22 protein-coding genes and 1 pseudogene are annotated in these 23704 nt (G+C 73.2%); 9 read left to right on the forward strand and 14 right to left on the reverse strand.

The features are described 5' to 3' along the window. Positions 1–160 precede the first annotated feature (160 nt). From STBA_RS07365 to miaA, 4 genes are all read right to left on the reverse strand, one after another. Complete coding sequence (locus STBA_RS07365; protein WP_077058473.1) at positions 161–2284, reverse strand: HD domain-containing protein; 2124 nt, start codon at positions 2282–2284, stop codon at positions 161–163. Between the two features lie 152 nt (positions 2285–2436). Next, complete coding sequence (dapF, locus tag STBA_RS07370; RefSeq protein ID WP_079251778.1) at positions 2437–3348, reverse strand: diaminopimelate epimerase; 912 nt, start codon at positions 3346–3348, stop codon at positions 2437–2439. 29 nt (positions 3349–3377) lie between these two features. Continuing rightward, positions 3378–3884 (reverse strand): hypothetical protein, encoded by a 507-nt coding sequence (locus tag STBA_RS07375; protein ID WP_077058474.1) that lies wholly within the window; start codon positions 3882–3884, stop codon positions 3378–3380. 104 nt (positions 3885–3988) lie between these two features. Further along, complete coding sequence (gene miaA, locus STBA_RS07380; RefSeq protein ID WP_077058475.1) at positions 3989–4936, reverse strand: tRNA (adenosine(37)-N6)-dimethylallyltransferase MiaA; 948 nt, start codon at positions 4934–4936, stop codon at positions 3989–3991. 139 nt (positions 4937–5075) lie between these two features. Between miaA and STBA_RS07385 the strand changes: the two genes are divergently transcribed. Both STBA_RS07385 and STBA_RS07390 read left to right on the forward strand, forming a co-directional pair. Next, the gene (locus tag STBA_RS07385; RefSeq protein ID WP_077058476.1) at positions 5076–5354 is read left to right on the forward strand and encodes a hypothetical protein; all 279 of its coding nucleotides are present in this window, start codon (positions 5076–5078) and stop codon (positions 5352–5354) included. Between the two features lie 33 nt (positions 5355–5387). Further along, positions 5388–5603, forward strand: a complete 216-nt coding sequence (locus STBA_RS07390; RefSeq protein ID WP_077058477.1) for an antitoxin — start codon at positions 5388–5390, stop codon at positions 5601–5603. Positions 5604–5623: 20 nt separating this feature from the next. Here STBA_RS07390 and STBA_RS07395 read toward each other — a convergent pair whose 3' ends face one another. Both STBA_RS07395 and miaB read right to left on the reverse strand, forming a co-directional pair. Further along, positions 5624–6331: a class III extradiol dioxygenase subunit B-like domain-containing protein gene (locus STBA_RS07395; protein ID WP_077058478.1), complete on the reverse strand. Its 708-nt coding sequence runs from the start codon at positions 6329–6331 to the stop codon at positions 5624–5626. A 38-nt stretch (positions 6332–6369) separates the two neighbouring features. After that, positions 6370–7875, reverse strand: a complete 1506-nt coding sequence (miaB, locus tag STBA_RS07400; protein WP_107484994.1) for a tRNA (N6-isopentenyl adenosine(37)-C2)-methylthiotransferase MiaB — start codon at positions 7873–7875, stop codon at positions 6370–6372. 78 nt (positions 7876–7953) lie between these two features. On the opposite strand from miaB, the gene STBA_RS07405 reads away from it, so the two are divergent. Together STBA_RS07405 and STBA_RS07410 are read left to right on the forward strand one after the other, a co-directional pair. Continuing rightward, positions 7954–8952 (forward strand): TAXI family TRAP transporter solute-binding subunit, encoded by a 999-nt coding sequence (locus STBA_RS07405; RefSeq protein ID WP_077058480.1) that lies wholly within the window; start codon positions 7954–7956, stop codon positions 8950–8952. Positions 8953–8995: 43 nt separating this feature from the next. Continuing rightward, positions 8996–12076, forward strand: coding sequence for a glycoside hydrolase family 38 C-terminal domain-containing protein (locus STBA_RS07410; protein ID WP_077058481.1), 3081 nt, complete (start codon positions 8996–8998; stop codon positions 12074–12076). Here STBA_RS07410 and STBA_RS07415 read toward each other — a convergent pair. Both STBA_RS07415 and STBA_RS07420 read right to left on the reverse strand, forming a co-directional pair. Further along, positions 12039–13490 carry a HAMP domain-containing sensor histidine kinase gene (locus STBA_RS07415; protein WP_077058482.1) on the reverse strand — a complete coding sequence of 484 codons (1452 nt, stop codon included), beginning with the start codon at positions 13488–13490 and terminating at the stop codon, positions 12039–12041. The genes STBA_RS07410 and STBA_RS07415 overlap by 38 nt on opposite strands. 9 nt (positions 13491–13499) lie before the next feature. Further along, a complete protein-coding gene (locus tag STBA_RS07420) occupies positions 13500–14189 on the reverse strand; it encodes a response regulator transcription factor (RefSeq protein WP_077058483.1) in 690 nt (229 codons plus the stop codon). 235 nt (positions 14190–14424) lie between these two features. Here STBA_RS07420 and STBA_RS07425 point away from each other — a divergent pair, with 235 nt between their 5' ends. The 5 genes from STBA_RS07425 (at position 14425) to STBA_RS07445 (ending at position 19437) form a co-directional block, all read left to right on the forward strand. Then, entirely contained in the window at positions 14425–15210 is a 786-nt protein-coding gene (locus STBA_RS07425) for an amino acid ABC transporter ATP-binding protein (protein ID WP_077058484.1), read from the forward strand. A 61-nt stretch (positions 15211–15271) separates the two neighbouring features. Then, positions 15272–16099: a glutamate ABC transporter substrate-binding protein gene (locus tag STBA_RS07430; protein WP_077058485.1), complete on the forward strand. Its 828-nt coding sequence runs from the start codon at positions 15272–15274 to the stop codon at positions 16097–16099. Between the two features lie 84 nt (positions 16100–16183). Beyond that, positions 16184–16858 (forward strand): amino acid ABC transporter permease, encoded by a 675-nt coding sequence (locus STBA_RS07435; protein WP_077058486.1) that lies wholly within the window; start codon positions 16184–16186, stop codon positions 16856–16858. After that, positions 16855–17787 carry an amino acid ABC transporter permease gene (locus STBA_RS07440; protein WP_077058487.1) on the forward strand — a complete coding sequence of 311 codons (933 nt, stop codon included), beginning with the start codon at positions 16855–16857 and terminating at the stop codon, positions 17785–17787. Before STBA_RS07435 ends, STBA_RS07440 begins: the two co-directional genes overlap by 4 nt. A gap of 72 nt (positions 17788–17859) precedes the next feature. Continuing rightward, positions 17860–19437, forward strand: coding sequence for an FAD-dependent monooxygenase (locus STBA_RS07445; protein WP_077058488.1), 1578 nt, complete (start codon positions 17860–17862; stop codon positions 19435–19437). Between the two features lie 100 nt (positions 19438–19537). On the opposite strand, the pseudogene recX reads toward STBA_RS07445, so the two are convergent. From recX to STBA_RS07475, 6 genes and pseudogenes are all read right to left on the reverse strand, one after another. After that, a pseudogene (gene recX / locus STBA_RS07450) lies at positions 19538–20242 on the reverse strand (recombination regulator RecX); the annotation flags it as partial. Beyond that, the gene (gene recA, locus STBA_RS07455) at positions 20125–21261 is read right to left on the reverse strand and encodes a recombinase RecA (RefSeq protein WP_077058489.1); all 1137 of its coding nucleotides are present in this window, start codon (positions 21259–21261) and stop codon (positions 20125–20127) included. The pseudogene recX and the gene recA, both read right to left, overlap by 118 nt. Positions 21262–21423: 162 nt before the next feature. Next, positions 21424–21618 carry a DUF3046 domain-containing protein gene (locus STBA_RS07460; protein ID WP_077058490.1) on the reverse strand — a complete coding sequence of 65 codons (195 nt, stop codon included), beginning with the start codon at positions 21616–21618 and terminating at the stop codon, positions 21424–21426. Positions 21619–21659: 41 nt separating this feature from the next. Continuing rightward, positions 21660–21968: an AzlD domain-containing protein gene (locus STBA_RS07465; RefSeq protein WP_077058491.1), complete on the reverse strand. Its 309-nt coding sequence runs from the start codon at positions 21966–21968 to the stop codon at positions 21660–21662. After that, complete coding sequence (locus tag STBA_RS07470; RefSeq protein ID WP_077058492.1) at positions 21965–22768, reverse strand: AzlC family ABC transporter permease; 804 nt, start codon at positions 22766–22768, stop codon at positions 21965–21967. The genes STBA_RS07465 and STBA_RS07470 overlap by 4 nt, the downstream gene beginning before the upstream one ends. A gap of 9 nt (positions 22769–22777) precedes the next feature. After that, a complete protein-coding gene (locus tag STBA_RS07475) occupies positions 22778–23641 on the reverse strand; it encodes an AraC family transcriptional regulator (protein ID WP_077063164.1) in 864 nt (287 codons plus the stop codon). Positions 23642–23704 lie beyond the last annotated feature (63 nt).

A 23704-nucleotide genomic window follows, 5' to 3' on the forward strand; every position in this document is an offset into this window, starting at 1 on the left:
GTCGAGGGGCCAGCCACGCGGCGGTGGCTGCGGAACCGAATGGTGCGGCCGCCCTGTTCAACGTCCCGGCGGGCCGGAACATTCCCGGCGGCGCCTGCCCATAGTGGCACGGGCGCCCACGGCCGTCACCCGGATTTGCGGCCCCGCCGCAACGACGGTGTCAGGGCTGGAGCCGCGCGGCGCGCGTCACGTCATACACGCCGGGTACCCGGCGCATGGCCCGCATCAACCTCGGCAGGCCCGCGGAATCCGGCAGCCGCAGCGTGTAGGTGTGGCGCACGCGCTGCTCGCGGGGCGGCTCCACCTCGGCGGCGAGCACCGCGGCCCCGTGCGCGGCCAGTGCCTCGGTGAGGTCCGCGAGCAGCTCGGGGCGGCCGAGGGCCTCGGCGTGCAGTGTGACGCGGCAGCCGACGGAGCCGGAGCGCCAGCTGACCGGCAGCGTGCGGCGGCCGGCGGCCCGCATCCTGACGGCGGAAGGGCAGTCCTCGCGGTGCACGGTGACGCCGCCCCTGACCACGAAGCCCTGCACACCGTCCGGCGGTACGGGGGTGCAGCAGCGGGCCAGCCGCACCGCGGCGCCCGGCGCGCCCGCGACGATGGCGGCCTGCTCCTCCGAGGGCTCGGCGGGCGCCCGGCGCACGGCCGGGGCGCCGGCGCCCGCGGACTGCTCCTGCGGGCCGACGCGCTCCTGGCGCGGCTCGCCCTCCGTGCCCCGCATGCTGTCGAGCCAGCTGCGGATGGGGATGCGGGCGGCGGCGGTGGCGGCGTACTCCAGCCACTCGGGCGAGGGGCCCGAACTGCCGTCCGGCGCGAGCAGCAGGTGAACGGTGTCCCCGTCGCGCAGCACGGTGCGCAGCGTGGCCAGCCGGCCGTTGACGCGGACGCCGATGCTGGCGTGGGCGTCCTGCCCGTGCCGGGCGTAGGCCGCGTCGACACAGGTGGCACCGGCCGGGAGCTGGAGCGGCGCGGCGCCCGGGGTCTCGCCGTAGACGGTGATCTCGCCGTCCTGCGCCAGCTCGTCGCGCAGCGCGGTCCAGAAGGTGTCGGGGTCGGGGGCCTGCCGCTGCCATTCGAGCAGCCGCGAGAGCCAGCCGGGCCGGGTCGGGTCGGCGCGTTCTCCCTCGTCGGAGCCGGGCTCGCCCTCGCAGGGGCGGTGCGGGTCGCCGAGTGCCACCACGCCGGCCTCGGCGACGCTGTGCATGGCCTGGGTGCGGACGAGGACCTCGGCGATCTGCCCGGCGCCGGCGGCGAACGCGGTGTGGAGCGACTGGTAGAGGTTGAACTTCGGTACCGCGATGAAGTCCTTGAACTCCGAGATGACCGGCGTGAAACAGGTGTGCAGCTCCCCGAGCACGGCGTAGCAGTCGGCGTCCTCCGCGACGAGGATCAGCAGGCGGCCGTAGTCGTAGGGGCCGAGGTCCCCGCGTTTCAGGCGGGTGCGGTGCACGGACAGCACGTGCCGCGGCCGGATGACGACCTCGGCGGTGATCTGCGCCTCGCGCAGCACTCCGCGCACCGACTCGGCGACCTCGGCCAGCGGGTCGGGACCCGCGGCGTGCGCGCGCATCAGCTCCTCGGCGCGGGCGTGCTCCTCGGGGTGGAGGATGGCGAAGACCAGGTCCTCCAGCTCGGTCTTGAGGGTCTGCACGCCGAGCCGCTCGGCGAGCGGGATGAGGACGTCCCGGGTCACGCGGGCGATACGCGCCTGTTTCTCGGGGCGCATCACGCCGAGGGTCCGCATGTTGTGGAGCCGGTCGGCGAGCTTGATCGACATGACGCGGACGTCGCTGCCGGTGGCCACGAGCATCTTGCGGAACGTCTCGGGCTCGGCCGCGGCGCCGTAGTCGACCTTCTCCAGCTTGGTGACGCCGTCCACCAGATGGCCGACCTCGTCGCCGAAGTCGGCACGCACCTGATCGAGGGTCACCTCGGTGTCCTCCACGGTGTCGTGGAGGAGGGAGGCCGTCAGCGTGGTGGTTTCCGCGCCCAGCTCCGCCAGGATCAGGGTGACGGCCAGTGGGTGCGTGATGTAGGGCTCGCCGCTCTTGCGGAACTGGCCGCGGTGCGCGGCCTCGGCGAGCAGGTATGCGCGGCGCAGCGTGTCGAGGTCGGCGCGCGGGTGGTGGCGGCGGTGTGCCTGGGCAAGGTGCTCGATGGCGTCGGGCAGCCTGCCGCGGAGCGCGGAGCGCAGGACGGCGGCGCGGCCGAGCTGCCTCAGCACGTCCCTGCGGTGCCCCCGTCGTCCGCCGGCGGTACCGCTCGGTGTGGTCGCCTCTGCGCTCATGGGGTGGCACCTCCCGCGGTCTCCTGACCGGACCGCGGCCGAATATCGATCGATCCCCGTGATCCCCGTGGTGATCCCGCAGCGGCGCCGGTGCTTGATGCTACCGAGCCCACCACGTGTGGTTCACCGGGGACCGCCCCTATCGTGGGGGATCACCCATTCGAGTGACTTATGTTCTGTGAAACATGGCTGAAATCCGTGGGGTGCCCGGCCGGGTTCAGCCAGTGGGGGTCGATCGTGCCCTCGGCGACGATGACCGCAGGTCCGGTCAGGGTGACCGTGCCGTCCGGGATCTCGGCGACGTGCAGCCGGCCGCCGGGAACGTCGACGGTGTACGCGGCGGCCCGGCCGTCCGCGGGGGGGTCGAGGCCGTCCCGGCGGGCGGCGGCGACCATCACGGCGCACGCGCCGGTGCCGCAGGACCGGGTCTCTCCCGAACCGCGCTCGTGCACGCGGAGGGCGAGGTGCCGGGGCCCGCGGTCGACGACGAACTCCACGTTCGTCCCACGCGGGTACGTCTCGGACGGGTGCACACCGGGCGCGGCCAGGAGCGGACCGGCGTCGGACAGCCGGTCGACGAAGGCGACCGCATGCGGATTCCCCATGTCGACGTGGCGGGCGGGCCAGCTGCGCTCCCCCACGGTGACGGTGACGGAAGGGCCCGGCCCGGCGGGCAGGCGGGCGGGGCCCATGCCGACGGTGATGTCGCCGTCGTCCTCGAACCGCACCCGCCGCACGCCCGCCCTGGTGGCGACGGGCAGGTCGTCCCCCTTGGCGAGCCCGGCCCGCTGGAGGTAGCGGGCGAAGACCCGCACCCCGTTCCCGCACATCTCGGCGATGCTGCCGTCGGCGTTGCGGTAGTCCATGAACCACTCGGCCCCGCCGCCCGACTGCCGCACGACCCGCAGCACCCCGTCCGCGCCGATGCCGGACCGCCGGTCGCACAGCCGCGCGACGGCGGCGGGCGACAGGCTCAGCCGGCCGTCGAGGTCGGGGATGATCACGAAGTCGTTCTCCGTGCCGTGGCCCTTGAGGAACGGCACGGGCTGCTCTGAGGTGCCCACCCGGCGAGCGTAACGGATCGTGACGGGGCTCAGCGCAGTGCGGCGACTCTCAGGACGGCGAGCACGGCGAGCAGGAGCAGGCCCAGGGCGTAGAGGGTGAGCAGCCGCCAGTCGGGGCGGCGGCCCGAGCCGCGCGGTGGCAGCCCCGGCCAGGTGTAGCCGACGCGGCGGGCGGCCATCATGCCCCAGCCCGCGGCGCTGCACCCGATGAGCAGCCCCAGCATGGCCACCACGGCGCCGGTGTCGTCGAACGCGAAGGCCAGCGGGAAGGCGAACATCAGCGAGCCGAGCAGGCTCAGCAGGACGATCGGGGCGACGAGGGTCAGCCGCAGCCGCCTGGGGGGGCGGAGGTCGGCATACGACTCGTCCCGGTTGAAATCGTCGATGATCTCTACGGCCTCGCCCGGCTCACCGTCGTCGGCGGGGGTGAGCACCGGGCTCTCCGCCAGCGGAACGGTCAGCGGATCGCCGTCCGCACCACCCGGCGGCGGAACGTCTTCCGTCGTGCCGTTGCTCTCACGAGGGCCGGCCTCCATCGCCACACGCCCTCCTTACTCAACGGCTTCACGGCATCGGCTCGATGATGGCACGGCACGGGACCGCTCCCGGCCGCTTGGAGCGTCCCGATGCCATCACGTGATCAGGATGTGACCGTCCGTTCGAGCAAGCCCCAGGCGCGCGCCTCAAGCTCCCCCGCCGCCCCTCGCGCCCCGCTCAGCCAGCGCACGCGGGGGTCGCGGCGGAACCAGCTCTCCTGCCGGCGGGCGAAGCGCCGGGTGGCGCGGATCGTCTCCTCGCGCGCCTCCTCCTCGGTGCGGTCCCCGGCCAGCGCGGCGAGCACCTGCTGGTAGCCCAGGGCCCTGGACGCGGTCCGCCCCTCGCGTAGTCCCGCGCGCTCAAGGGCGCGGACCTCCTCGACCAGCCCGGCCCGCCACATGCGGTCCACGCGGGTGGCGATGCGGTCGTCCAGCTCGGCACGTTCGACGCCGACCCCGATCTGGAGTGTGCGGTAGACGTCGCGCTCCCCCGCGGGTCCCGGGAGTCTGGCGGTGAACGGGCGGCCGGTGATCTCGATGACTTCGAGGGCGCGGACGATCCGCCGCCCGTTGCTCGGCAGAATGGCCTCGGCGGCGCGCGGGTCGGCCGCGGCCAGCCGGGCGTGCAGCGCGCCGCTGCCGTGTTCGGCGAGCTCCGCGTCGATCCTGGCCCTGACCGCGGGGTCGGTGCCCGGGAAGTCGAGCGCCTCGACGGCGCCGCGGACGTAGAGCCCCGAGCCGCCCACCAGGACGGGGGTGCGGCCCGCGGCGAGCAGCCGGTCGATCCGTTCCCTGGCGAGGGTCTGGTACTCGGCGACGCTCGCGGGTCTGGTCACGTCCCAGATGTCCAGCAGGTGATGCGGGACGCCCCGCCGTTCGGCGGGCGTGAGTTTGGCGGTGCCGATATCCATGCCGCGGTAGAGCTGCATGGAGTCGGCGTTGATCACCTCGCCGCCGAGGCGGGCGGCGAGGGCGACGCCGAGGTCGGACTTACCCGCGGCGGTGGGCCCCACCACGGCGACGACCTGGGGAACTTCGGCTCCGTCGTACACGGGGGCAGTCTCCCAGATCCGGCCGGAGCCCTCGAACGAGCGACGTGACGGACCGCGGCCCGGGTCGTTTGGCGTTCCGAGGTTCCGTTCGCCGTTTCTGGGCGGAATATCACCCACACGAGTAAGGTCAGGAGTAGTCATGGGAGTGCTTGCCTGGTTCCGCCGCCGTCGGCCGGACACGGAGGAGCAGCCGCCGGACGGCCAGGCCCGGGCCGCCGCGCCCGAGGCGGAGCGGGCACCGGCCGGGTCCGGGGCCGCCGCAGAGTCCGGGTGCCCGGCCGGGGCCGGGGCCGCGGCGGAGTCCGGCGCGGGGGCCGCGGAAGCCGAGGCCGACGCGGACGGCGTCGGCATTCCGAAGCAGACCGCGGCGACGGAGGCCGCGGACAGCGAGGCGGGCGAGGGAGCGGCCCGCCCGTAGCCGCCCGCGGCGGCCGACAGGAAGGTGACCACGATGAGCTTCATCAACCGGCTCAAGGACAAGCTCAGTCAGAACCGCGACAAGGTCGAGACGGGTATGGACAAGGCCGCGCGGGCGGCGGACTCGGCGACCAAGGGGAAGTACCGCGGCCGGATCGAGACCGGGGCGAAGAAGGCCAAGGGAGCCATCGGCCGCTTCACACAGGGCGACGGGCGCCGCGACGAGGGAGAGGGCGGCGGCCGCCGCTGACGCCCCCGCCCGCCGCCCGGTCAGGACCAGGACGCGACGAAGTAGCCGACCCCGTAGGGCGCGGAATCGTACAGCAGCCGGCCGCCGAGCCCGGCCTCCTCGGCGGCACCGGCGAGCAGCTGCCAGCCCGACCGCCCCGCGGCGTGCAGCTCCTCGGCCAGCCGGGCGTCGAGCATGGCCAGCGCCGCGGTGTTGGCATCGCCGAGGGCCCGGGCCACGGCGGCGTCGAAGGCTGCGGCGCGCTCGTCGAATGCGCCGGGCGCGCGGGGCGAGCGGCATGCGCTCCCGTCGCCCATGACCAGCAGGGCCAGGCGGTCCGTACCGGCCGCGAGGTCCCGGCCGAGGTCGGCGGCCCGCTGCCCGTCCAGCGGCCCGGCGATACCGAGCCCCTCCACCGGCGCGGCCCGCCAGCCGGTGCGTTCCAGCAGCCAGGCGCCGATCGTCAGCGACGGCGGCAGCTCACGTTCGCCCGGCTCGCCCTCGCCGATTCGCGCCGCCACGTCCACGCCGAAACCGCGCAACGAGCCGCGCGACCCGGCGGGGAAGGCACCGAGCCCTGTGGGCCCCGCGGGGCCCACCAGCACCAGCCGGTCGGGGCGGGAGGCGGCGAGGACGCCGATGGCGTCGGTTGCGGCGGCTCGCGCGTCGTCCAGCTCGGGCGCCGCGCCGCCCGCCACCTCGGGAACCAGCAACGGAGGGCAGGGGCAGACCGCGGCGGCGACAAGCATGGCCGCAGCCTAACCCCGGCAGGAGCGCGCCGCCGTCCTCAGCAGACTTCGCAGCCCGGCGCACCCGGTGCCCCCGCACCGGCCGCGGCCGGTGCGGGGGCACCGACGGTCGGCAGGCCCAGCATGACGCCCTGCGGCCGGTCGGCGGGCGCGGCGGTGCGCCGTTCCCATGCGTCGCCCGCGCGCGAGCGACGCACCGCCCGCACCGGGCCCTCCGCGAGCAGGTGGTGGGGAGCGGCGTAGGTGATCTCGACGGTGACCACGTCACCGGGGCGCACCGGCTCGGCCGGGCGGGTGAAATGGACCAGCCGGTTGTCCGGGGCGCGGCCCGACAGCCGCCGGGTCGCATCGTCCTTGCGGCCCTCGCCCTCCGCGACGAGCACCTCGACGGTGCGGCCGACCTGCTTCTTGTTCTCCGACCAGGAGATGTCGTCCTGGAGCGCCACCAGGCGCTCGTACCGCGCCTGCACCGTCGCCTTGGGGAGCTGGTCCGGCATCTCGGCCGCGGGAGTGCCGGGACGCTTGGAGTACTGGAAGGTGAACGCCTGCGCGAAGCGCGCCTCCCTGACCACGTGCAGCGTCTCCTCGAAGTCTTCCTCGGTCTCGCCGGGGAAGCCCACGATGATGTCCGTGGTGATCGCGGCGTCGGGGATGGCGGCGCGCACCTGCCCGATGATGCCGAGGTAGCGCTCCTGCCGGTAGGACCGGCGCATCGCCCGCAGCACCCGGGAGGAGCCCGACTGGAGCGGCATGTGCAGCTGCGGCATCACGTTGGGCGTCTCGGCCATGGCCTCGATGACGTCGTCGGTGAAGTCCCGCGGGTGCGGGGAGGTGAAGCGGACGCGCTCCAGCCCTTCGACGCGGCCGCAGGCCCGCAGCAGCTTGGAGAACGCCTGCCGGTCGCCGATATCGGAACCGTAGGCGTTGACATTCTGACCGAGCAGGGTGATCTCGGTGACGCCCTCGACGACCAGGGCCTCGATCTCGGCGAGCACGTCGCCGGGGCGGCGGTCCTTCTCCTTGCCGCGCAGCGCGGGAACGATGCAGAAGGTGCAGGTGTTGTTGCACCCGACCGAGATGGCCACCCAGGCCGCGTACGCGCTCTCCCGGCGGGTCGGCAGGGTGGAGGGGAATGCCTCAAGTGACTCGGCGATCTCGACCTGGGCCTCGCGCTGGACCCTCGCCCGCTCGAGCAGCACCGGAAGGCTGCCCACATTGTGCGTGCCGAAGACGACGTCGACCCAGGGCGCCCGGCTCACGATCGCGTCGCGGTCCTTCTGCGCGAGGCAGCCGCCGACGGCGATCTGCATGCCGGGGCGTGCGGCCTTCTTCGGCGCGAGCTGGCCCAGGTTTCCGTAGAGGCGGTTGTCCGCGTTCTCCCGGACGGCGCAGGTGTTGAACACCACGACGTCGGGGCTCTCGCCGCCCGCAGGGGCGGGCACGTATCCGGCCCGCTCCAGCAGCCCGGCCATCCGTTCGGAATCGTGCACATTCATCTGGCAGCCGAAGGTCCGGACTTCGTAGGTGCGCGCGGCGTCGGGCATGCGTGAACTCAATCCCATTCGATCCGAGACCAGACAGGGCCAGTCCCCAAGTCTACGTTCCGCTGATAGCTTGCTCGGATGCTCTCCGTGCGTTCCCCACGGCGGCGCCCGGTGCCGGTTCTGCTGGGTGTCCTGGTGACGCTCTCGGTGGCCGCGGCGCTGCTGTGGCAGCCGCTGTTCCCGCGCGACGAGCGGCCGTCCGGCTCGGTGACGCTGAGCACGGGCGTGACCACGGGGGTGTACGCCCGGTACGGGCAGCTGCTGCGCGGGCAGCTCGCGCACGACGCCCCTGGTCTGGACATGACGCTGACGCCCAGCGTCGGCTCCGTGCAGAATATCCGCCGCCTGGTCGACGGCGAGGCCGACTTCGCCATCGCCACGGCCGATTCGATCGCCGCCTACCGGGCCGGGGGCGGCGAGGGCGCGGACCGGCTGCGGGCGTGCGCCCGGCTGTACGACGACTACCTCCAGCTGGTCGTGCCGGCCGATTCCCCGGTGCGGACGACGGCGGAGCTGGCCGGTCTCCGGGTCGGAGTGGGACAGGACGGTTCGGGGGTGCAGCTGGTGACGCGGGAGCTGCTCGGCGCCGCCGGCCTCGACATGGACCGCGACGTGACGGCGTTCAGGCAGGGCATCAACGACATGCCGCGGATGCTGGAGGCGGGCCGGCTCGACGCGTTCTTCTGGTCCGGCGGGCTGCCCACCAGCGCGGTGACCCGCCTGGCCTCGCGCCTCGACATCCGCCTCGTGCCGCTGGGGGACCTGCTGCCCGCGCTGACCGACCGGGGGCCGCACAGCGAGTTCTACCGCGCGGCCGTCATGCCGCCCGACGCCTACCCGGCCATCGCGGGCTCCGACGTGGTCGACACCATCGCCGTGGCGAACCTGCTGGTGACGACCGAGAGCTCCGACGACGCGATCACCGAACAGATCACCCGCTCCGTGATCAATGGGCGCGATCAGATCGGGCAGGAAGTCCATGCGGCGCAACGGGTCGATCTGCGGACGGCCATCTACACCCGCCCGCTCCAGCTGCACCCGGGCGCCCGCGACTATTACCGGTCCGTCAAGTCCTGACCCGCCTCGCACCACGTGTACCGCAATCACATCGGAGTTCGCCATGCATGACGACCGCAGCCTCGTCGAAGACCGACTGCACCGGGTGCTGAACGAGCGCGTCCGGCCCGCAGTCCACCGCGACCCCGTACCCCTGACCGTCGAGCGCTGGGACGCCCCGGGCGAGCCCGTTCCCGTTGCCGAGGGGCTGGCCGCCGCGTACCGGCCGGCCGCTGCGGGCGAACGGTGGGGGCCGCCCTGGGGCACCACCTGGTTCCGGGTGGCGGGCCGCGTGCCGCAGGAGTGGGCGGGCCTGACCGTCGAGGCCCTGATCGACCTGGGCTTCGACCGGAAGATGCCGGGCTTCCAGTGCGAGGGGCTGGTCTACCGGCGGGACGGGGAGGTGGTGAAGGGCCTGAACCCGTTCAACGACTGGGTCCGCGTCGCCGAGGCCGCGGCCGGCGGCGAGGAGGTGGAGCTGTACGTCGAGGCGGCGGCCAATCCGGTGATCGACGGGGACAGCGACGACGGGTTCAGCGACCGGCTGACGGCGGGCGACGAGCCGCTGTACCACCTGCGGCGCGTGGACCTCAACGTCTTCGAGCCGCAGGTGTGGGAGCTGGTGCAGGACCTCGACGTGGTGGGCGGGCTGATGCAGCAGCTCGCCGTGGACGACGCGCTGCGCTGGACGCTGCTGCGGGCGGTGGAGGGCGCGCTGGACGCGCTGGACCTGGCGGACGTCGCGGGCTCGGCGCCCGCGGCCAGGGAGCGCCTGGCCGGCGTGCTCGCATCCCCGGCGCACGCCTCGGCGCACCGGCTGAGCGCCGTGGGGCACGCACACATCGACTCGGCGTGGCTGTGGCCGCTGCGCGAGACGGTGCGGAAGGTCGCGCGGACCGCGGCGAACGTCACGGCGCTGATGGCGGACCACCCGGACTTCGTGTTCGCCATGTCGCAGGCGCAGCAGCTGGCCTGGCTGAAGGAGCACCGCCCCGAGGTCTACGCGCGGGTGCGGAAGAAGGTGTCGGACGGGACGTTCGTGCCGGTCGGCGGCATGTGGGTGGAGTCGGACACCAACATGGTCGGCGGCGAGGCGATGGCCAGGCAGTTCGTCTTCGGCAAGCGCTTCTTCCTCGACGAGTTCGGCATCGAGACGGAGGAGGTGTGGCTGCCGGACTCGTTCGGCTACACGGCGGCGCTGCCGCAGCTGGTGAAGCTGTCGGGGTCGAAGTGGTTCCTGACGCAGAAGATCTCGTGGAGCAGCACGAACGCGTTCCCGCACCACACCTTCTGGTGGGAGGGTCTCGACGGGACGCGCGTGTTCACGCATTTCCCGCCGGTCGACACCTACAACTCGGACCTCGGCGGCCGTGAGCTGGCCCACGCGGCGCGCAACTTCCGGGAGAAGGGCCGGGCGACCCGTTCGCTGGTGCCGTTCGGCTTCGGCGACGGCGGGGGCGGCCCCACCCGCGAGATGCTGGCGCGCGCCCGGCGCGTGCGCGATCTGGAGGGCTCCCCGCGGGTGGAGATCGAGCGCCCCGCGCGGTTCTTCGAGAAGGCGCACGCGGAGTACCCGGACGCGCCGGTGTGGGTGGGCGAGCTGTATCTGGAGCTGCACCGCGGCACCTACACCTCGCAGGCCAAGACCAAGCAGGGCAACCGGCACAGCGAGTCGCTGCTGCACGAGGCCGAGCTGTGGGCGGCGACCGCGGCGGTGCGGGTGCCGGGGTACACCTACCCGCACGAGGAACTGGCGGAGATCTGGAAGACGGTACTGCTGCACCAGTTCCACGACATCCTGCCGGGTTCGTCGATCGCCTGGGTGCACCGCGAGGCCAGGGACACCTATGCGCGGCTGCGGGCGGAGCTGACGGCGCTGACCGAACGGGCGCAGCGCGCGCTGGCCGGGGACGGGCCGGGCACGGTCGTGTTCAACGCCGCGCCGCACGCCCGCGGCGGCATCCCGGCGGGCGGCGCGGCGCCGCGCGTGCAGGGCACCGGGGCGGCTGCGGTGTCGTCGGCGGGCCGCGCGGGCGGCGGTTACGTGCTGGACAACGGGCTGCTGCGGGTCGAGGTCGACGAGCGGGGCCTCGTCGTCTCGGCGGTGGACCTGGCCGCGGGGCGGGAGTCCATCGCGCCCGGCGGCGCGGGGAACCTGCTCCAGCTGCACCAGGACCTGCCGAACAAGTGGGACGCGTGGGACGTCGACGCGTTCTACCGGAACACCGTCACGGACCTGACCGGCGTCGACGCGCTGGCGCTGACCGAGTCCGGCGGCGAGGCGGCGACGGTCGAGGTGGCCCGTTCCTTCGGCGCCTCGCGCGTGGTGCAGCGACTGACGCTGCGGGCCGGTGCCCGCGTGCTGGAAGTGGACACCGAGGCCGACTGGTACGAGCGGGACAAGATCCTCAAGGCGGCCTTCCCGCTGGACGTGAAGGCGGACAGGTCGGCGGCGGAGACGCAGTTCGGCCACGTCTTCCGGGCGACCCACACCAACACCTCGTGGGAGGCCGCCAAGTTCGAGATCTGCGCGCACCGCTGGATTCACGTCGAGGAGCCGGGCTGGGGCGCGGCCGTCGTCAACGACTCGACGTACGGGCACGATGTCACGCGCGAGGTGCGGGCGGACGGCGGGCAGACCACGACCGTGCGGCTGTCGCTGCTGCGCGCCCCGCGCTTCCCCGACCCGGACACCGACCAGGGCGGCCACCGGCTGCGCTACGCGCTGGCGCCCGGGGCGACGATCGGCGACGCGGTCCGCGAGGGCCACTGGTTCAACCTGCCGGAGCGTGTCGTGCCGGGCGGCACGGCCGTCGAGCCGCTCGTCACCGTCGAGGACGGCGGGCAGGTGGTGCTCGAAACGGTGAAGCTGGCCGACGACCGCAGCGGGGACGTGGTGGTGCGCCTCTACGAGTCGTCCGGCGGCCGGGCCCGCGCCCGGCTGGTCGCGGGCTTCCCGCTGGCCGCCGCGGTGGTGACCGACCTGCTGGAACGCCCGCTGGCGGACGCGCAGGACCCGCAGGACCCGCAGGACCCGCAGGACCCGCAGGACCCGCAGGTGGCGGACGGGCGTGCGGTGGAGCTCGCTCTGCGGCCTTTCGAGATCGTCACGTATCGCCTGCGGCCGGCAGCGCCTGCGGACTGACGCCCGGCGGCCCGTTCTCCTCGGGGGCGTGGCGCGGGACCGAGACGGTGACCTTGAGGCCGTGCGGCCGGTTGCGGGCGTAGGAGACGCCCGCGCCGGCCGCGGCGAGCAGCGCGGCCACGATGGACAGGCCGAGTCCCGAGCCGGACACGTTCTGGTGCCGGCCGCTGCGCCAGAAACGGTCGCCGATGCGCTCCAGTTCGGCCTCGTCGAGTCCGGGGCCGTCATCCGCGGTCACGACGGTGACCTCGTCGCGGGCCGCGATGACGCGGACGCGGACCTCGCCGCCGGACGGGGTGAACTTCAGCGCGTTGTCGACGATGGCGTCCAGCGCGCTGGACAGCCCCACCGGGTCGGCCCAGCCCGTGACGGCCGCGGGCCCGGCCAGCAGCAGGCGCACGTCCTTGCGGTCGGCGACCGGCCGCCAGGCGGCGACGCGTTCGGCGACCAGGGCCGCCACGTCCGTGGTCCGCAGGTCGGCCGCGGTGCCCTCGGCGAGCGCCAGGTCGAGCAGGCCGTCGAGCACGCGGGCCAGCCGTTTGCCCTCGTTGCGGACCGAGGCGACCTCCGCGTTGCCGTCGGGGAGTTCGAGGGCGAGCAGGTCGATGCGCAGCAGGAGCGCCGCCAGCGGGTTGCGCAGCTGGTGCGAGGCGTCGGCGACGAAGGCGCGCTGCCGTTCCAGGACGTCCTCGACGTTGTCGGCCATCTCGTTGAACGAACGGGCCAGGCGCCGCAGCTCGGGCGGCCCGCCGGCGGGGGCGACGCGGGCGGTGAGGCGGCCGGTGGCGATGTCGTGGGTGGCCTTGTCCAGGACCCGCACCGGGCGCAGCACCCAGCCGGTGAGGCGGAACGCGACCGCGACCGCGAGCAGCATGGCGCCCGCCTCCCCCGCGGCGATGCCCGCCCAGCCCCGCACGATGCGGGAGCAGAGGGCTTCGGTGGGCGAATCGATGACGACGACCGCGATCACGTCGCCGTCCCTTATCACCGGGGAGGCGACGACCAGCCGCCTGCCCTTCTGCCACGGCCACACCTGCGGCGGGCCCTGGCTGCGGCGGCCGGCCAGGGCCTCGTTGAACTCCTGGCCCCGCACGCCACCCGGTGCCTCCCAGCCGGCGGGGGCGACGGCCATCGCGCTGCCGTCGCGGCGGAAGACCCCCGCCCTGATGCCGTACACGTCGTGGTAGGCGGCCAGTTCGTCGCGGAGCGTGGACAGGCGGGCGTCGCCGACGCCACCGACCTCCCCGTCGGTGACGAACTGCGTCAGCGAGGCGAAGCGCGTGGTGTCGTCGATGCGGTCGACGACGACGCGCTGCTGCTCGCTGCGGGCCTGGCTGGTGGCCAGCGGGATGCCGAGGGCGAGCAGGACGCCGGCGAGCAGCACGATGAGCAGCGGGAGGAGACGGGAGCGCATCGGTGCCGGTCAGGCGGCGGGGAGCGAGAGGCGGTAGCCGACGCCGCGCACCGTCTCCACCAGTTCGGGCCTGCGGAGCTTCGCGCGCAGCGAGGCCACGTGCACCTCAAGGGTGCGTCCCGTGCCCTCCCAGCTGGTACGCCACACGTCGCTGATGATCTGCTCGCGGCGGAAGACCACGCCGGGGCGCTGGGCGAGCAGCGCCAGCAGGTCGAACTCCTTGCGCGTCAGCGCGACCGGCTCGCCGTCCACGGAGACCTGGCGGGTGGCGAGTTCGACGGTGACCGGGCCGAGGGCGAGCACGCCGTCCCCGGGGCTTTCGGCGCCGGCGCTGTCCTCGGGTCCGGTGCGGCGGCTCACGGCGTGGATGCGGGCCAGCAGTTCGCCGGTGTCGTAGGGCTTGACGACATAGTCGTCCGCGCCGAGGTTGAGTCCGTGGATGCGGGAGCGCACGTCGGCGCGGGCGGTCACCATGATGACGGGCACGGAGGAGAGGCGGCGGATGCGCCCGCAGACCTCGAAGCCGTCGACGTCGGGCAGGCCGAGGTCGAGCAGCACCACGCCGAAGGAGCGGTCGTGCAGCAGGCCGATGGCCTCCTCGCCGCCGCGGGCCCGCACGACGTCGAAGCCGTGTTTGCCGAGGACGGCGACGAGGGCGGCGGCGACGTGCTCGTCGTCCTCGACGAGAAGCAGTCTCATGCGCCCTCCTTTCCGAATATTCACGCATCCACCCCGATGAAGCGGGCCCGCGTCAAGGCTCCCTGGGCGAGCTGCACTGTTCCGTTATGCGACCAGCACGTACGGCAACGGCCCGTGACGCTCCGCAGGGGCGGGGCGACCGGATCGTTATGCTCAATTTCCCCTCAGATCTGCTGACCATGTGTTGCATGGTGGCTAGGGTCCGTGCAACCGATGAGGACGGAGCAACATCACGATGAGCGATGTGTCGCTGACCAAGGACTTCGCGGACGCCGCGCCCCCTGCGGGCGACCTCGTCGTGCTGGACAGCGTGAACAAGCACTTCGGCGCGCTGCACGTGCTTCAGGACATCAACCTCACCATCAGGCGCGGCGAGGTCGTCGTCGTGATCGGCCCCTCCGGCTCCGGCAAGTCAACACTGTGCCGGGCGATCAACCGGCTGGAGACGATCGACGACGGCGCCATCTCGATCGACGGGGAGCCGCTGCCGGAAGAGGGCAGGGAGCTGGCCAGGCTGCGTGCGGACGTCGGCATGGTCTTTCAGTCGTTCAATCTTTTTGCGCACAAGACCGTGTTGCAGAACGTCACACTTGGTCCGATCAAGGTGCGGCGGAAGTCACGGGCGGACGCGGAGGAACGGGCCCGCGCGCTGCTCGACCGGGTCGGCGTGGGCAACCAGGCCGACAAGTACCCCGCGCAGCTGTCCGGCGGCCAGCAGCAGCGGGTGGCCATCGCACGGGCGCTCGCCATGGAGCCCAAGGTGATGCTGTTCGACGAGCCGACCTCGGCGCTGGACCCGGAAATGATCAACGAGGTCCTCGAAGTCATGCAGCAGCTGGCCCGCGAGGGCATGACCATGATCGTCGTCACGCATGAGATGGGCTTCGCCCGCTCCGCGGCAAACCGCGTGGTCTTCATGGCGGACGGGCGGATCGTCGAAGAGGCCGACCCCCACCAGTTCTTCGACAACCCGCGCAGCGACCGGGCCAAGGACTTCCTCTCGAAGATCCTCCAGCACTGAGCGCGGCCCGCGCATCCTGCTCACGACTTTCCGGAAACAAGAAAACAAGGGGAAAACGACCATGAGACTCCGCAAGGCAACCGCGCTGACCGCCTCCGCCGTCGCGCTCACCCTGGCCGCGACGGCCTGTGGCGGGGACGACGACGGTGGGGACGGCGGCGGTGGCGGCGAGTTCGTCATCGGCATCAAGTTCGACCAGCCGGGCCTCGGCCTGATGAACCCCGACGGCGACTACGTCGGCTTCGACGTCGACGTGGCCACCTACATCGCGGGCGAGCTGGGCTACGAGCCCGACCAGATCGTGTTCGAGGAGGCTCCCAGCCCCGAGCGCGAGAACCTGCTCTCCCGCGGGGACGTCGACATGATCGTCGCCAGCTACTCGATCAGCGAAGAGCGCGAGGAGCGGGTCGACTTCGCGGGCCCGTACTTCCTGGCCCACCAGGACCTGCTCGTCCGGGCCGACTACGAGGTGCCCGACGAGGAAGCGATCAACGACATGACGCTGTGCTCGGTGTCCGGCTCGACCTCGGCCGCCAACGTGCAGCGCGACTTCGCGCCGGATGCCGCGCTCGAGGAGTACAACACCTACTCCGAGTGCCTGACCGGCCTGGAGAACGGCGCCATCGACGCCCTGACCACCGACGACTCGATCCTCGCCGGGTACGCCGCGCAGGAGACGCACCAGGGCAAGTTCGCTCTCGCGGGTCTCCAGCTGAGCGACGAGTACTACGGCGTCGGCCTGCCGAAGGACTCCGAGGACCTGGACGCCGTCAACGAGGCGATCACCGCCATGGTGGAGGACGGCTCCTGGGACCAGTTCGTCGAGGAGCACTTCGGCCCGGCCGGTTACGAGCCGGAGCCGGCCCCGGAGATCGGGGCCAGGCCCTGATCCTGCCGGGTCCCGTGGCGCGCCGTCCTCCGGCGGTGCGCCACGCTCTCTTTCCGCATCCTCTAGGCGAGACTGCGAGATTCCGTGTTCGACTTCCTTGACCTCGACAGGTACGACCTGTTCGGAGCGTTCTGGACGACGGTGCAGCTGACCGTCTTCTCCGCGATCGGCTCGCTGATCCTGGGAACGCTGCTGGCCGCCATGCGCGTCAGTCCCGTTCCGGTCATGCGCGCCTTCGGCACCGCGTACGTGCACATCTTCCGTAACACGCCGCTGACCCTGATCATCGTCGCCTGCTCGCAGCTCCTGGCCCTCACGCTGGGGATGACGATGTGGGCGGACGTCGGCACCGACACCATGGGTTTCCGGCTGGCCGTTCTCGGTTTCGTCGTCTACACCTCCACCTTCGTGTGCGAGGCGGTGCGGTCGGGGATCAACACGGTGCCGGTCGGCCAGGCGGAGGCGGCCCGCGCGCTCGGGCTGAGCTTCGCGCAGGTGCTGACGATGATCGTGCTGCCTCAGGCCTTCCGGTCCGTGGTGGCCCCGCTGGCGAACGTCCTGATCGCGCTCACCAAGAACACGACGGTGGCCGCGGCCATCGGCGTGTCCGAGGCGGCGCTGCTGATGCGGGACATGATCGAGCAGGAGGCGCAGCTGGTGCCGATCGCCACTCTGTTCGCCTTCGGCTTCATCGTCCTGACCCTGCCGACCGGGCTGCTGCTCGGCCGGCTCAGCAAGCGCGTGGCGGTGAAGCGATGAGCAACCTGTCCGTTCTCTACGATGCCCCGGGACCGCGGGCCAGGCGCCGGAACGTCTACTACGCCATCGGCTTCCTCGCCGTGCTGGTCGGCGGCGCCTGGTGGCTGGTGTCCACGCTTCAGGACAAGGGCCAGCTGGAGTGGTCCCAGTGGGAACCCTTCTTCACCGACTCGAGGGTCTGGACGACCTTCCTGCTGCCCGGGCTCGAGAACACTTTGATCGCGGCCGGCCTGTCCATGGCGATCGCGCTGCCGCTGGGCGCCCTGCTCGGCATCGGCCGGCTGTCGGACCACTGGTGGGTCCGCGTCCCCGCGGGCGCCATCGTCGAGTTCTTCCGCGCCATTCCGGTGCTGCTGCTGATGCTGTTCGCCAACGAGGCCTACGCGCTGTGGACGGACGTCGACCGCAGCGTGCGCCCGCTCTACGCGGTGGTCACCGGCCTGGTGCTGTACAACGCCTCCGTGCTCGCCGAGGTGGTGCGCGCCGGGGTGCTGTCGCTCCCCAAGGGGCAGGCGGACGCGGCACGCGCGGTCGGCATGCGCAAGGGGCAGCTCATGCTCTACGTGCTGCTGCCGCAGGCGGTGACCGCGATGCTGCCGGCGATCGTCAGCCAGCTCGTGGTGATCGTGAAGGACACGGCGCTCGGCGGCGCACTGCTCGGCTACAGCGAGCTGCTCGGCAGCGTCGGCCTGATCGACGGCAACTACGCCAACCTGCTGGCCGCGTTCGCCGTGGTCGCCGTGCTGTACATCGTGCTGAACTTCCTGCTCACCAGCTTCGCGAGCTGGCTGGAGGGCCGTATCCGGCGGGGCAAGCGGAGCACCGGCGCGGTCCTGACGACGGATATGAACGAGGAGATGGCCATGGCCGGGGACGTCCCCGGGGCCACCGACGGCGCCGCGGGCGGAGGCGGGCCGGGGCGCACATAGCCCGGTTGAGCCAAGGACGGTGCGGCAAGGCCGACTTGACGCCCGAACATCCGCTGCCGTTGCATACGTGCTGTGCTGCCCGTGATCATTGCCGGCGCGGGCCCCGTGGGGCTCGCGCTGGCACTCGCCCTGGCCGGGCACGGTGTCCCGACCGTCGTGCTCGACGGCGCCGAGGGGCCGCCTGCGACGCGCCTCGCCCGCACCTGCGTGCTGCCGCACGACGTCGCGCGCTGGGCGCTGCTGCCCGGCGTCGGCGACGAGGCGCCGCTGTGGAGCGCCTGGCGCACCACCTACCGGGGCCGGGCGGTGCTGCACCACGCCTTCCCCCCGGAGACCGCGCCGCGACAACTGCCCCAGCATGTGCTGGAACGGGCGCTGCGCGACGCGGCCGCGCGGCAGGAGCTGATCCGGATCGCCCGCGGGCACCGGCTGACCGACCTGGAGCAGGGTCCGGCCGAGGTGATCGCGCACTCATCGGCCCGGGCCCCGCAGAGCGGCGGCGACCGGGCGCGGCAGTGGCGCGGCAGCCACCTCGTCGGCTGCGACGGGCCGCGGTCCACCGTGCGGAAGCTGATCGGCGTGCCGTTTCCCGGCCGCACCGACGTCGAACGGTTCGCGGTGGCGGCACTGCGGGCGGATCTGCCGTGGCCGCGGGAAGCAGGGCTGCACCGCGGGCTGCCGACCGGGGAGGTGACCGTCCGGCCGCTGGCCGGTGACCTGTGGCGGCTGGACTGGCCGCTGCCACCCGACGGCGGCCTCGTCACCCCCGAATCACTGCTGGCGCGCGTGCACGCCACGCTGGGCGCGTGGCACGACGGCGAAGTACCGGCCTACGACCTGCTGGACACCGGTGTGCACGTCTGCCACCAGCGGCTGGCCCGCGGCTGGCGCTCCGGGCGGGTCTTCCTCGCCGGGGACGCGGCCCACCTGCTGGGCGCCCTCGGCACCCAGCAGGTGGCCGAGGGGCTGCGGGACGTGGACAATCTGGCCTGGAAGCTGGCCGTGGCCTGCCGTCAGGGCGACGCCGAGACCCTGCTGGACAGCTACCAGGCGGAACGGCGCACCGCCGTCGGCGCCCGGCTGCGCGCGGTGGACCAGGCCCTGCCGCTGGTGCGCGGCCGGGGCGGGATCGCGGCGCGGCTCGGTGCGCTCAAGCGGGGCCGGCTCGCGCTGCTCGCCGACAGCCATCTGGGGCGGGGCACGATGGGCGGGCCCGCCCGCTACGGCGGCTCGCCGATCGCGTGCGCGCCCCGGCTCGTCGCGACGACGCAGACGCCCGTCGGCGCCCCGGTCGCGGATGTGCCCGTGATCACCCTGGCAGGTGACAGGGACCGGCTGCGGCACCGGCTCGGCGGGCCGCTGCTGCTGGTGCTCACCGCGCCCGGCGCGCGGGTCTGGGACGCCAAGCACTGGCTGTCCGCGGGCCTCATGCCCGAACTCGCCGCCGCGGCACAGGCATTGCCGCTGTCCGCGGAGCTGCTGGTCACCGAGGAGTACCCGGGCGCCGACGCGCACACCCTGCTGCTCGTCCGCCCGGACGGGCACCTCGCCGCCGCCTTCCCGGGAGCCGACCAGGACTCCCTGCGCTCCTGCGCCGCTGCCCTGCGCGGCTTCACCGACCCCGCCGCCGAGCCCGCGGCGGAGCACTGACGCGCCGCGGCCTGTCCGGCGGGCGGAACGGCGGCGTGCTCACGCGTCGCCCGCCATCCGGGGCGGCCGCCCCGGCCCGCGTCGTCCCCCTCTCCTACTCCTACGGCTCCTCCTGATCCTCCTGCTCCTCTTCGGCGAGTGCCTGCCGGATCACCCGCAGGGCCATCTCCTCCGGATAGCCGCGGCGCGCCAGCATCCCGGCCAGCCGCCGCATCCGCCGGTCGCGCGGCACCCCCCGGGTGGCACGCAGTCTTCGCTCCACCAGATCCCGCGCCGTGGCCTCCTCCCGCTCCGGGTCCAGCTGCCCGACGGCCTCCTCGATGACGTCGGCGGCCACTCCCCTGGCCCGCAGCTCGCGGGCCAGCGCGCGGCCGGCGAGGCCGCGGCCGTGATGCCGGGACTCGACCCAGGCTTCGGCGAACGCCGCGTCGTCGATGAGCCCGACTTCCTCGAACCTGCTCAGCACCGTGGCGACGGCGGGCTCGGGAATGTCCCGCGCCCGCAGTGCCGCGGCCAGTTGGCCACGGGTGCGCGGGGTCCCGGTGAGCAGGCGCAGACAGATCGCCCGCGCCTGCTCCACCGGGTCCCGCGGGGTACGCGGTGGCCCCTCACCGGCCCTCGACGAAGCGAGGCCACCGCTGTCTTCGTGTGCTGCCGGCTCCGGCCAGTCGCTGCGCCGGGTCACCGTCAGCTCTTGGCCGCCACGGGCTTGGCAGCCCTGGACACCTTGGCGGGAGCCGGGGCGGCGGCCGGGGGCGCGGCAGCGGCCGCCGCGGCAGCCGCCGCCCCTGCCGCGTCCTTGCCCGGCTCGCTCTCCGGCGCCTCGGTCTTCGGACCGATGCCCAGCTTCTCCTTGATCTTCTTCTCGATCTCGTTGGCGAGGTCGGGGTTGTCCCGCAGGAAGTTCCGCGCGTTCTCCTTGCCCTGGCCGAGCTGGTCGCCCTCGTAGGTGTACCAGGCGCCGGACTTCCTGATGAACCCGTTCTCCACGCCCATGTCGATCAGCCCGCCCTCGCGGCTGATGCCCGCCCCGTAAAGGATGTCGAACTCGGCCTGCTTGAAGGGCGGCGCCACCTTGTTCTTGACCACCTTGACGCGCGTGCGGTTGCCCACGGCATCGGTGCCGTCCTTCAGTGTTTCGATGCGGCGGATGTCGAGCCGGACCGAGGCGTAGAACTTCAGCGCCCGGCCGCCCGTGGTCGTCTCCGGCGAGCCGAACATCACGCCGACCTTCTCGCGGAGCTGGTTGATGAAGATGGCGGTGGTCTTCGAGTGGTGGAGCGCGCCGGTGATCTTCCGCAGGGCCTGGCTCATCAGCCGCGCCTGGAGGCCGACGTGGGAGTCGCCCATCTCGCCCTCGATCTCCGCGCGCGGCACCAGGGCCGCGACGGAGTCGATGACGATGAGGTCGAGGGCCCCGGAGCGGATGAGCATGTCCGTGATTTCGAGCGCCTGTTCACCATTGTCGGGCTGGGAGAGGATCAGCTGGTCCACGTCCACGCCGAGCTTCTTGGCGTACTCGGGGTCGAGCGCGTGCTCGGCGTCCACGAACGCGACGGTGCCGCCCGCCCGTTGGGCGTTCGCCACCGCATGCAGCGTCAGCGTCGTCTTGCCCGAGGACTCGGGCCCGAAGACCTCCACCACGCGTCCGCGTGGCAACCCGCCCACGCCGAGGGCCACATCGAGCGCGGTCGAGCCCGTGGGGATGATCTCGATCGGCTCGTCCGGCCGCTCCCCCAGGCGCATCACCGCACCCTTGCCGAACTGCCGCTCGATTTGCGCGAGAGCGGCGTCGAGCGCCTTCTCCCGGTCCGTACCTGCCATGGGTGCCACCCGGTCCGTCTGATTCGATCGCTTCACACCACGGACGCTAACGCCCGCCACTGACAATCACCGATTGCCCTTCCCATGAGAATGGCTGTTCGATTTCCGTGTCAAGCGATTCCCCGTATCCCGGCTGAATCAGAAAACCGCAGGTCAGCGGCTTCAGTGCAGGTGCGGCGGCACGTCCTGGGCGGAACACACCGCCCGCCAGACCTCCTTGGCGTCCCACCCCGCCTCCAGCGCCTCGTACACGGTCCGCCCGCCCAGCTCGGACATCACGTGGTCCCGCGCGAAAGAGTCCGCGTACGAGTCCCCGAAGTGCTCCGCCATCCGCTCCCAGAAGTCCGTCAGCCGCATGCCCCCAGTATCCGGCAGCCGCTCCGGCGCGGCGGCGCGGGTCAGCCGCCGAGCGCCCGCGTCCCGGCCGTCACCACCACCGCCACCGCCACGACCAGCAGGAACGGCGCGCGCAGCAGCAGGGCCACGCCCGCGGCCGCCAGCCCGAGGGCCCGCGCGTCCAGGACCGGCGCACCACCGTCGTCCAGGGTCTGGAGGACGGTGAGGGCCGCGAGGAGGGCGACCGGCAGCAGCGCCGCGAGACGGCGCACGACCGGCCGTTCCAGGGCACCGGCCGGGATGGCGAGGCCGAGCAGCTTCACCAGGTAACAGCCGAGCGCCGTCCACGCGATGGCGAGCCAGACGGTCACCGGTCCGCCTCCCGGGCCGCGGGGGCCGCGCGGCCCCCGCGCCGCAGCGCTGCGCCGCACAGCACGAGGGGTGCGGCGAGCGCGGCGGCGAGGACCGGCACGCCCGCGGGCAGCAGCGGCAGGCAGCCGACGGCGATCAGCACGGCCAGGGCGGCGGTGGCCCGTTCCACGGTGCCGCGGAGCATCGGCGCGAGCAGCGCGAGGAAGACGGCGGGCCCCGCCACGTCGAGTCCCCAGGCCTCCGGGTCGCCGATCGAACCGGCGCCGAGCGCGCCGAACAGGGTGGTGAGGTTCCAGCACAGGTAGAGGCTGAGGCCGGTGACCGCGAACCCCACGCGGGCGAGTCGCCGCCCCGGCTGCGCGAGCGCGACCACGGACGTCTCGTCGATGACCCAATGGGCCGCCAGCGGGCGCACCCGGCGGGGCAGGGCGAGCAGCGTGGACAACCGCAGCCCGTAGAAGCAGTTGCGCACGCCGAGGAAGAACGCGCCGGCCGCCGCGGTGAAGGGATTCCCGCCCGCGGCGAGCGCACTGACCAGGGCGAACTGCGAGGCTCCCGTGAACACGAGCAGGCTGAGCACGCACGCCTGCGGCACGCTCAGGCCGCCCGACACCGCGGTGACGCCGAAGGCGAAGCCGGAGAGCCCGACGGCGATCCCGACGCCGAGGGCGTCGCGGACGGTGCCGCGGACATCGTCGGCGGCCCCGTCCCGGCCGGGCGCCGGAGGCGGAGGTGTCGGGAGGGCCGCGGGTGGTGGGGAGGCACCCAGAGGAGCGCCTTCTGTTGCTGGTTCGGTCACACGTGCACGCTAGGGGCGACGCTCCCGAGCGGTCTTGTACGTTTTTGCACGCTCGGCGACGTGCTCGCGCTGGTAGGCCCCGGGGCCCACGCCGACGATCCGTGCGAAGTGCCGGTGCAGGTGCGGCTGGTCGGAGAACCCCACCGCCACCGCCGCCTCGGCCGGCCCGACCCCCGCGTCGAGCAGCCCGCGGGCCCGCCGCACGCGCGCGTCGGTGAGCCAGGCGTGGGGCGGCATCCCGTACCGGTCGCGGAACGCCCGCAGCAGCGCGAAGGAGTTGGTCCCGAGCCCGGCGGCGAGCCGTTCCAGCGTGGGCGGCGCGGCCATGCGCTCCATCAGCTCCTCGCGCGCCCGTTCCGCAATGTGCGCGCCCGCCCCGCGTATCTCGCGCCCCGGCAGCGGCCCGCCCGCCCGGCGCAGCAGCCGGGCAACGGCCAGCCGCATCAGGCTGTCCGCGGCCAGCGCGTCCCCCTCGTCCACGGCCCGCAGCACCTCCCCGACCATCCGCACCGCCCCCGGGTCGTGCACCACCGGCACCCCGAACCCGGCCGCCCCGCGCATGCCGAGCGTCTCCGCGGCGATCCCGTCCACCAGCGCCGCGGACGGGTACAGCGCCCCGTACGTCCAGCCCTCGGGCACCGCGGCATGACCGGTGTGCGGCACGTCCGGATTGATCAGGGCCACACCGCCCCGGCCCGCGCGCTCGATCGTGCCCCGGTGGTGGAACGCCTCCACGCCCCCGGTGATCCCGGCGATGACGAACGTCTCGTGCGTATGGCGGATGAACGTCCGCCGGACGTACCGGGCGCGCAGCAGGTCCACGCCCGGCAGCTCGGGACAGCGCCAGTGCCGCGCCTGCTCCTGCGGTGCCATGCCGCCATTGTGCGCCACCGCCAGGACACCCGGCCGGGCGGTCGCTGTCAGTGCCGGGGTGCA

It is taken from the genome of Streptomyces sp. MP131-18 (assembly GCF_001984575.1).
GTDB lineage: Bacteria > Actinomycetota > Actinomycetes > Streptomycetales > Streptomycetaceae > Streptomyces > Streptomyces johnsoniae.

What these genes read in the sequence shown, in the direction of transcription:
- STBA_RS07430 (WP_077058485.1), top strand. Translation starts at nt 15,272, where the DNA reads ATGAGACTCCGCAAGGCAACCGCGCTGACCGCCTCCGCCGTCGCGCTC.
- miaB (WP_107484994.1), bottom strand. Translation starts at nt 7,875, where the DNA reads ATGCCCGACGCCGCGCGCACCTACGAAGTCCGGACCTTCGGCTGCCAG.
- STBA_RS07475 (WP_077063164.1), bottom strand. Translation starts at nt 23,641, where the DNA reads ATGGCACCGCAGGAGCAGGCGCGGCACTGGCGCTGTCCCGAGCTGCCG.
- recA (WP_077058489.1), bottom strand. Translation starts at nt 21,261, where the DNA reads ATGGCAGGTACGGACCGGGAGAAGGCGCTCGACGCCGCTCTCGCGCAA.
- STBA_RS07365 (WP_077058473.1), bottom strand. Translation starts at nt 2,284, where the DNA reads ATGAGCGCAGAGGCGACCACACCGAGCGGTACCGCCGGCGGACGACGG.
- STBA_RS07425 (WP_077058484.1), top strand. Translation starts at nt 14,425, where the DNA reads ATGAGCGATGTGTCGCTGACCAAGGACTTCGCGGACGCCGCGCCCCCT.
- STBA_RS07405 (WP_077058480.1), top strand. Translation starts at nt 7,954, where the DNA reads ATGCTCTCCGTGCGTTCCCCACGGCGGCGCCCGGTGCCGGTTCTGCTG.
- STBA_RS07440 (WP_077058487.1), top strand. Translation starts at nt 16,855, where the DNA reads ATGAGCAACCTGTCCGTTCTCTACGATGCCCCGGGACCGCGGGCCAGG.
- STBA_RS07385 (WP_077058476.1), top strand. Translation starts at nt 5,076, where the DNA reads ATGGGAGTGCTTGCCTGGTTCCGCCGCCGTCGGCCGGACACGGAGGAG.
- STBA_RS07410 (WP_077058481.1), top strand. Translation starts at nt 8,996, where the DNA reads ATGCATGACGACCGCAGCCTCGTCGAAGACCGACTGCACCGGGTGCTG.
- STBA_RS07420 (WP_077058483.1), bottom strand. Translation starts at nt 14,189, where the DNA reads ATGAGACTGCTTCTCGTCGAGGACGACGAGCACGTCGCCGCCGCCCTC.
- STBA_RS07460 (WP_077058490.1), bottom strand. Translation starts at nt 21,618, where the DNA reads ATGCGGCTGACGGACTTCTGGGAGCGGATGGCGGAGCACTTCGGGGAC.
- STBA_RS07375 (WP_077058474.1), bottom strand. Translation starts at nt 3,884, where the DNA reads ATGGAGGCCGGCCCTCGTGAGAGCAACGGCACGACGGAAGACGTTCCG.
- STBA_RS07390 (WP_077058477.1), top strand. Translation starts at nt 5,388, where the DNA reads ATGAGCTTCATCAACCGGCTCAAGGACAAGCTCAGTCAGAACCGCGAC.
- STBA_RS07415 (WP_077058482.1), bottom strand. Translation starts at nt 13,490, where the DNA reads ATGCGCTCCCGTCTCCTCCCGCTGCTCATCGTGCTGCTCGCCGGCGTC.
- STBA_RS07395 (WP_077058478.1), bottom strand. Translation starts at nt 6,331, where the DNA reads ATGCTTGTCGCCGCCGCGGTCTGCCCCTGCCCTCCGTTGCTGGTTCCC.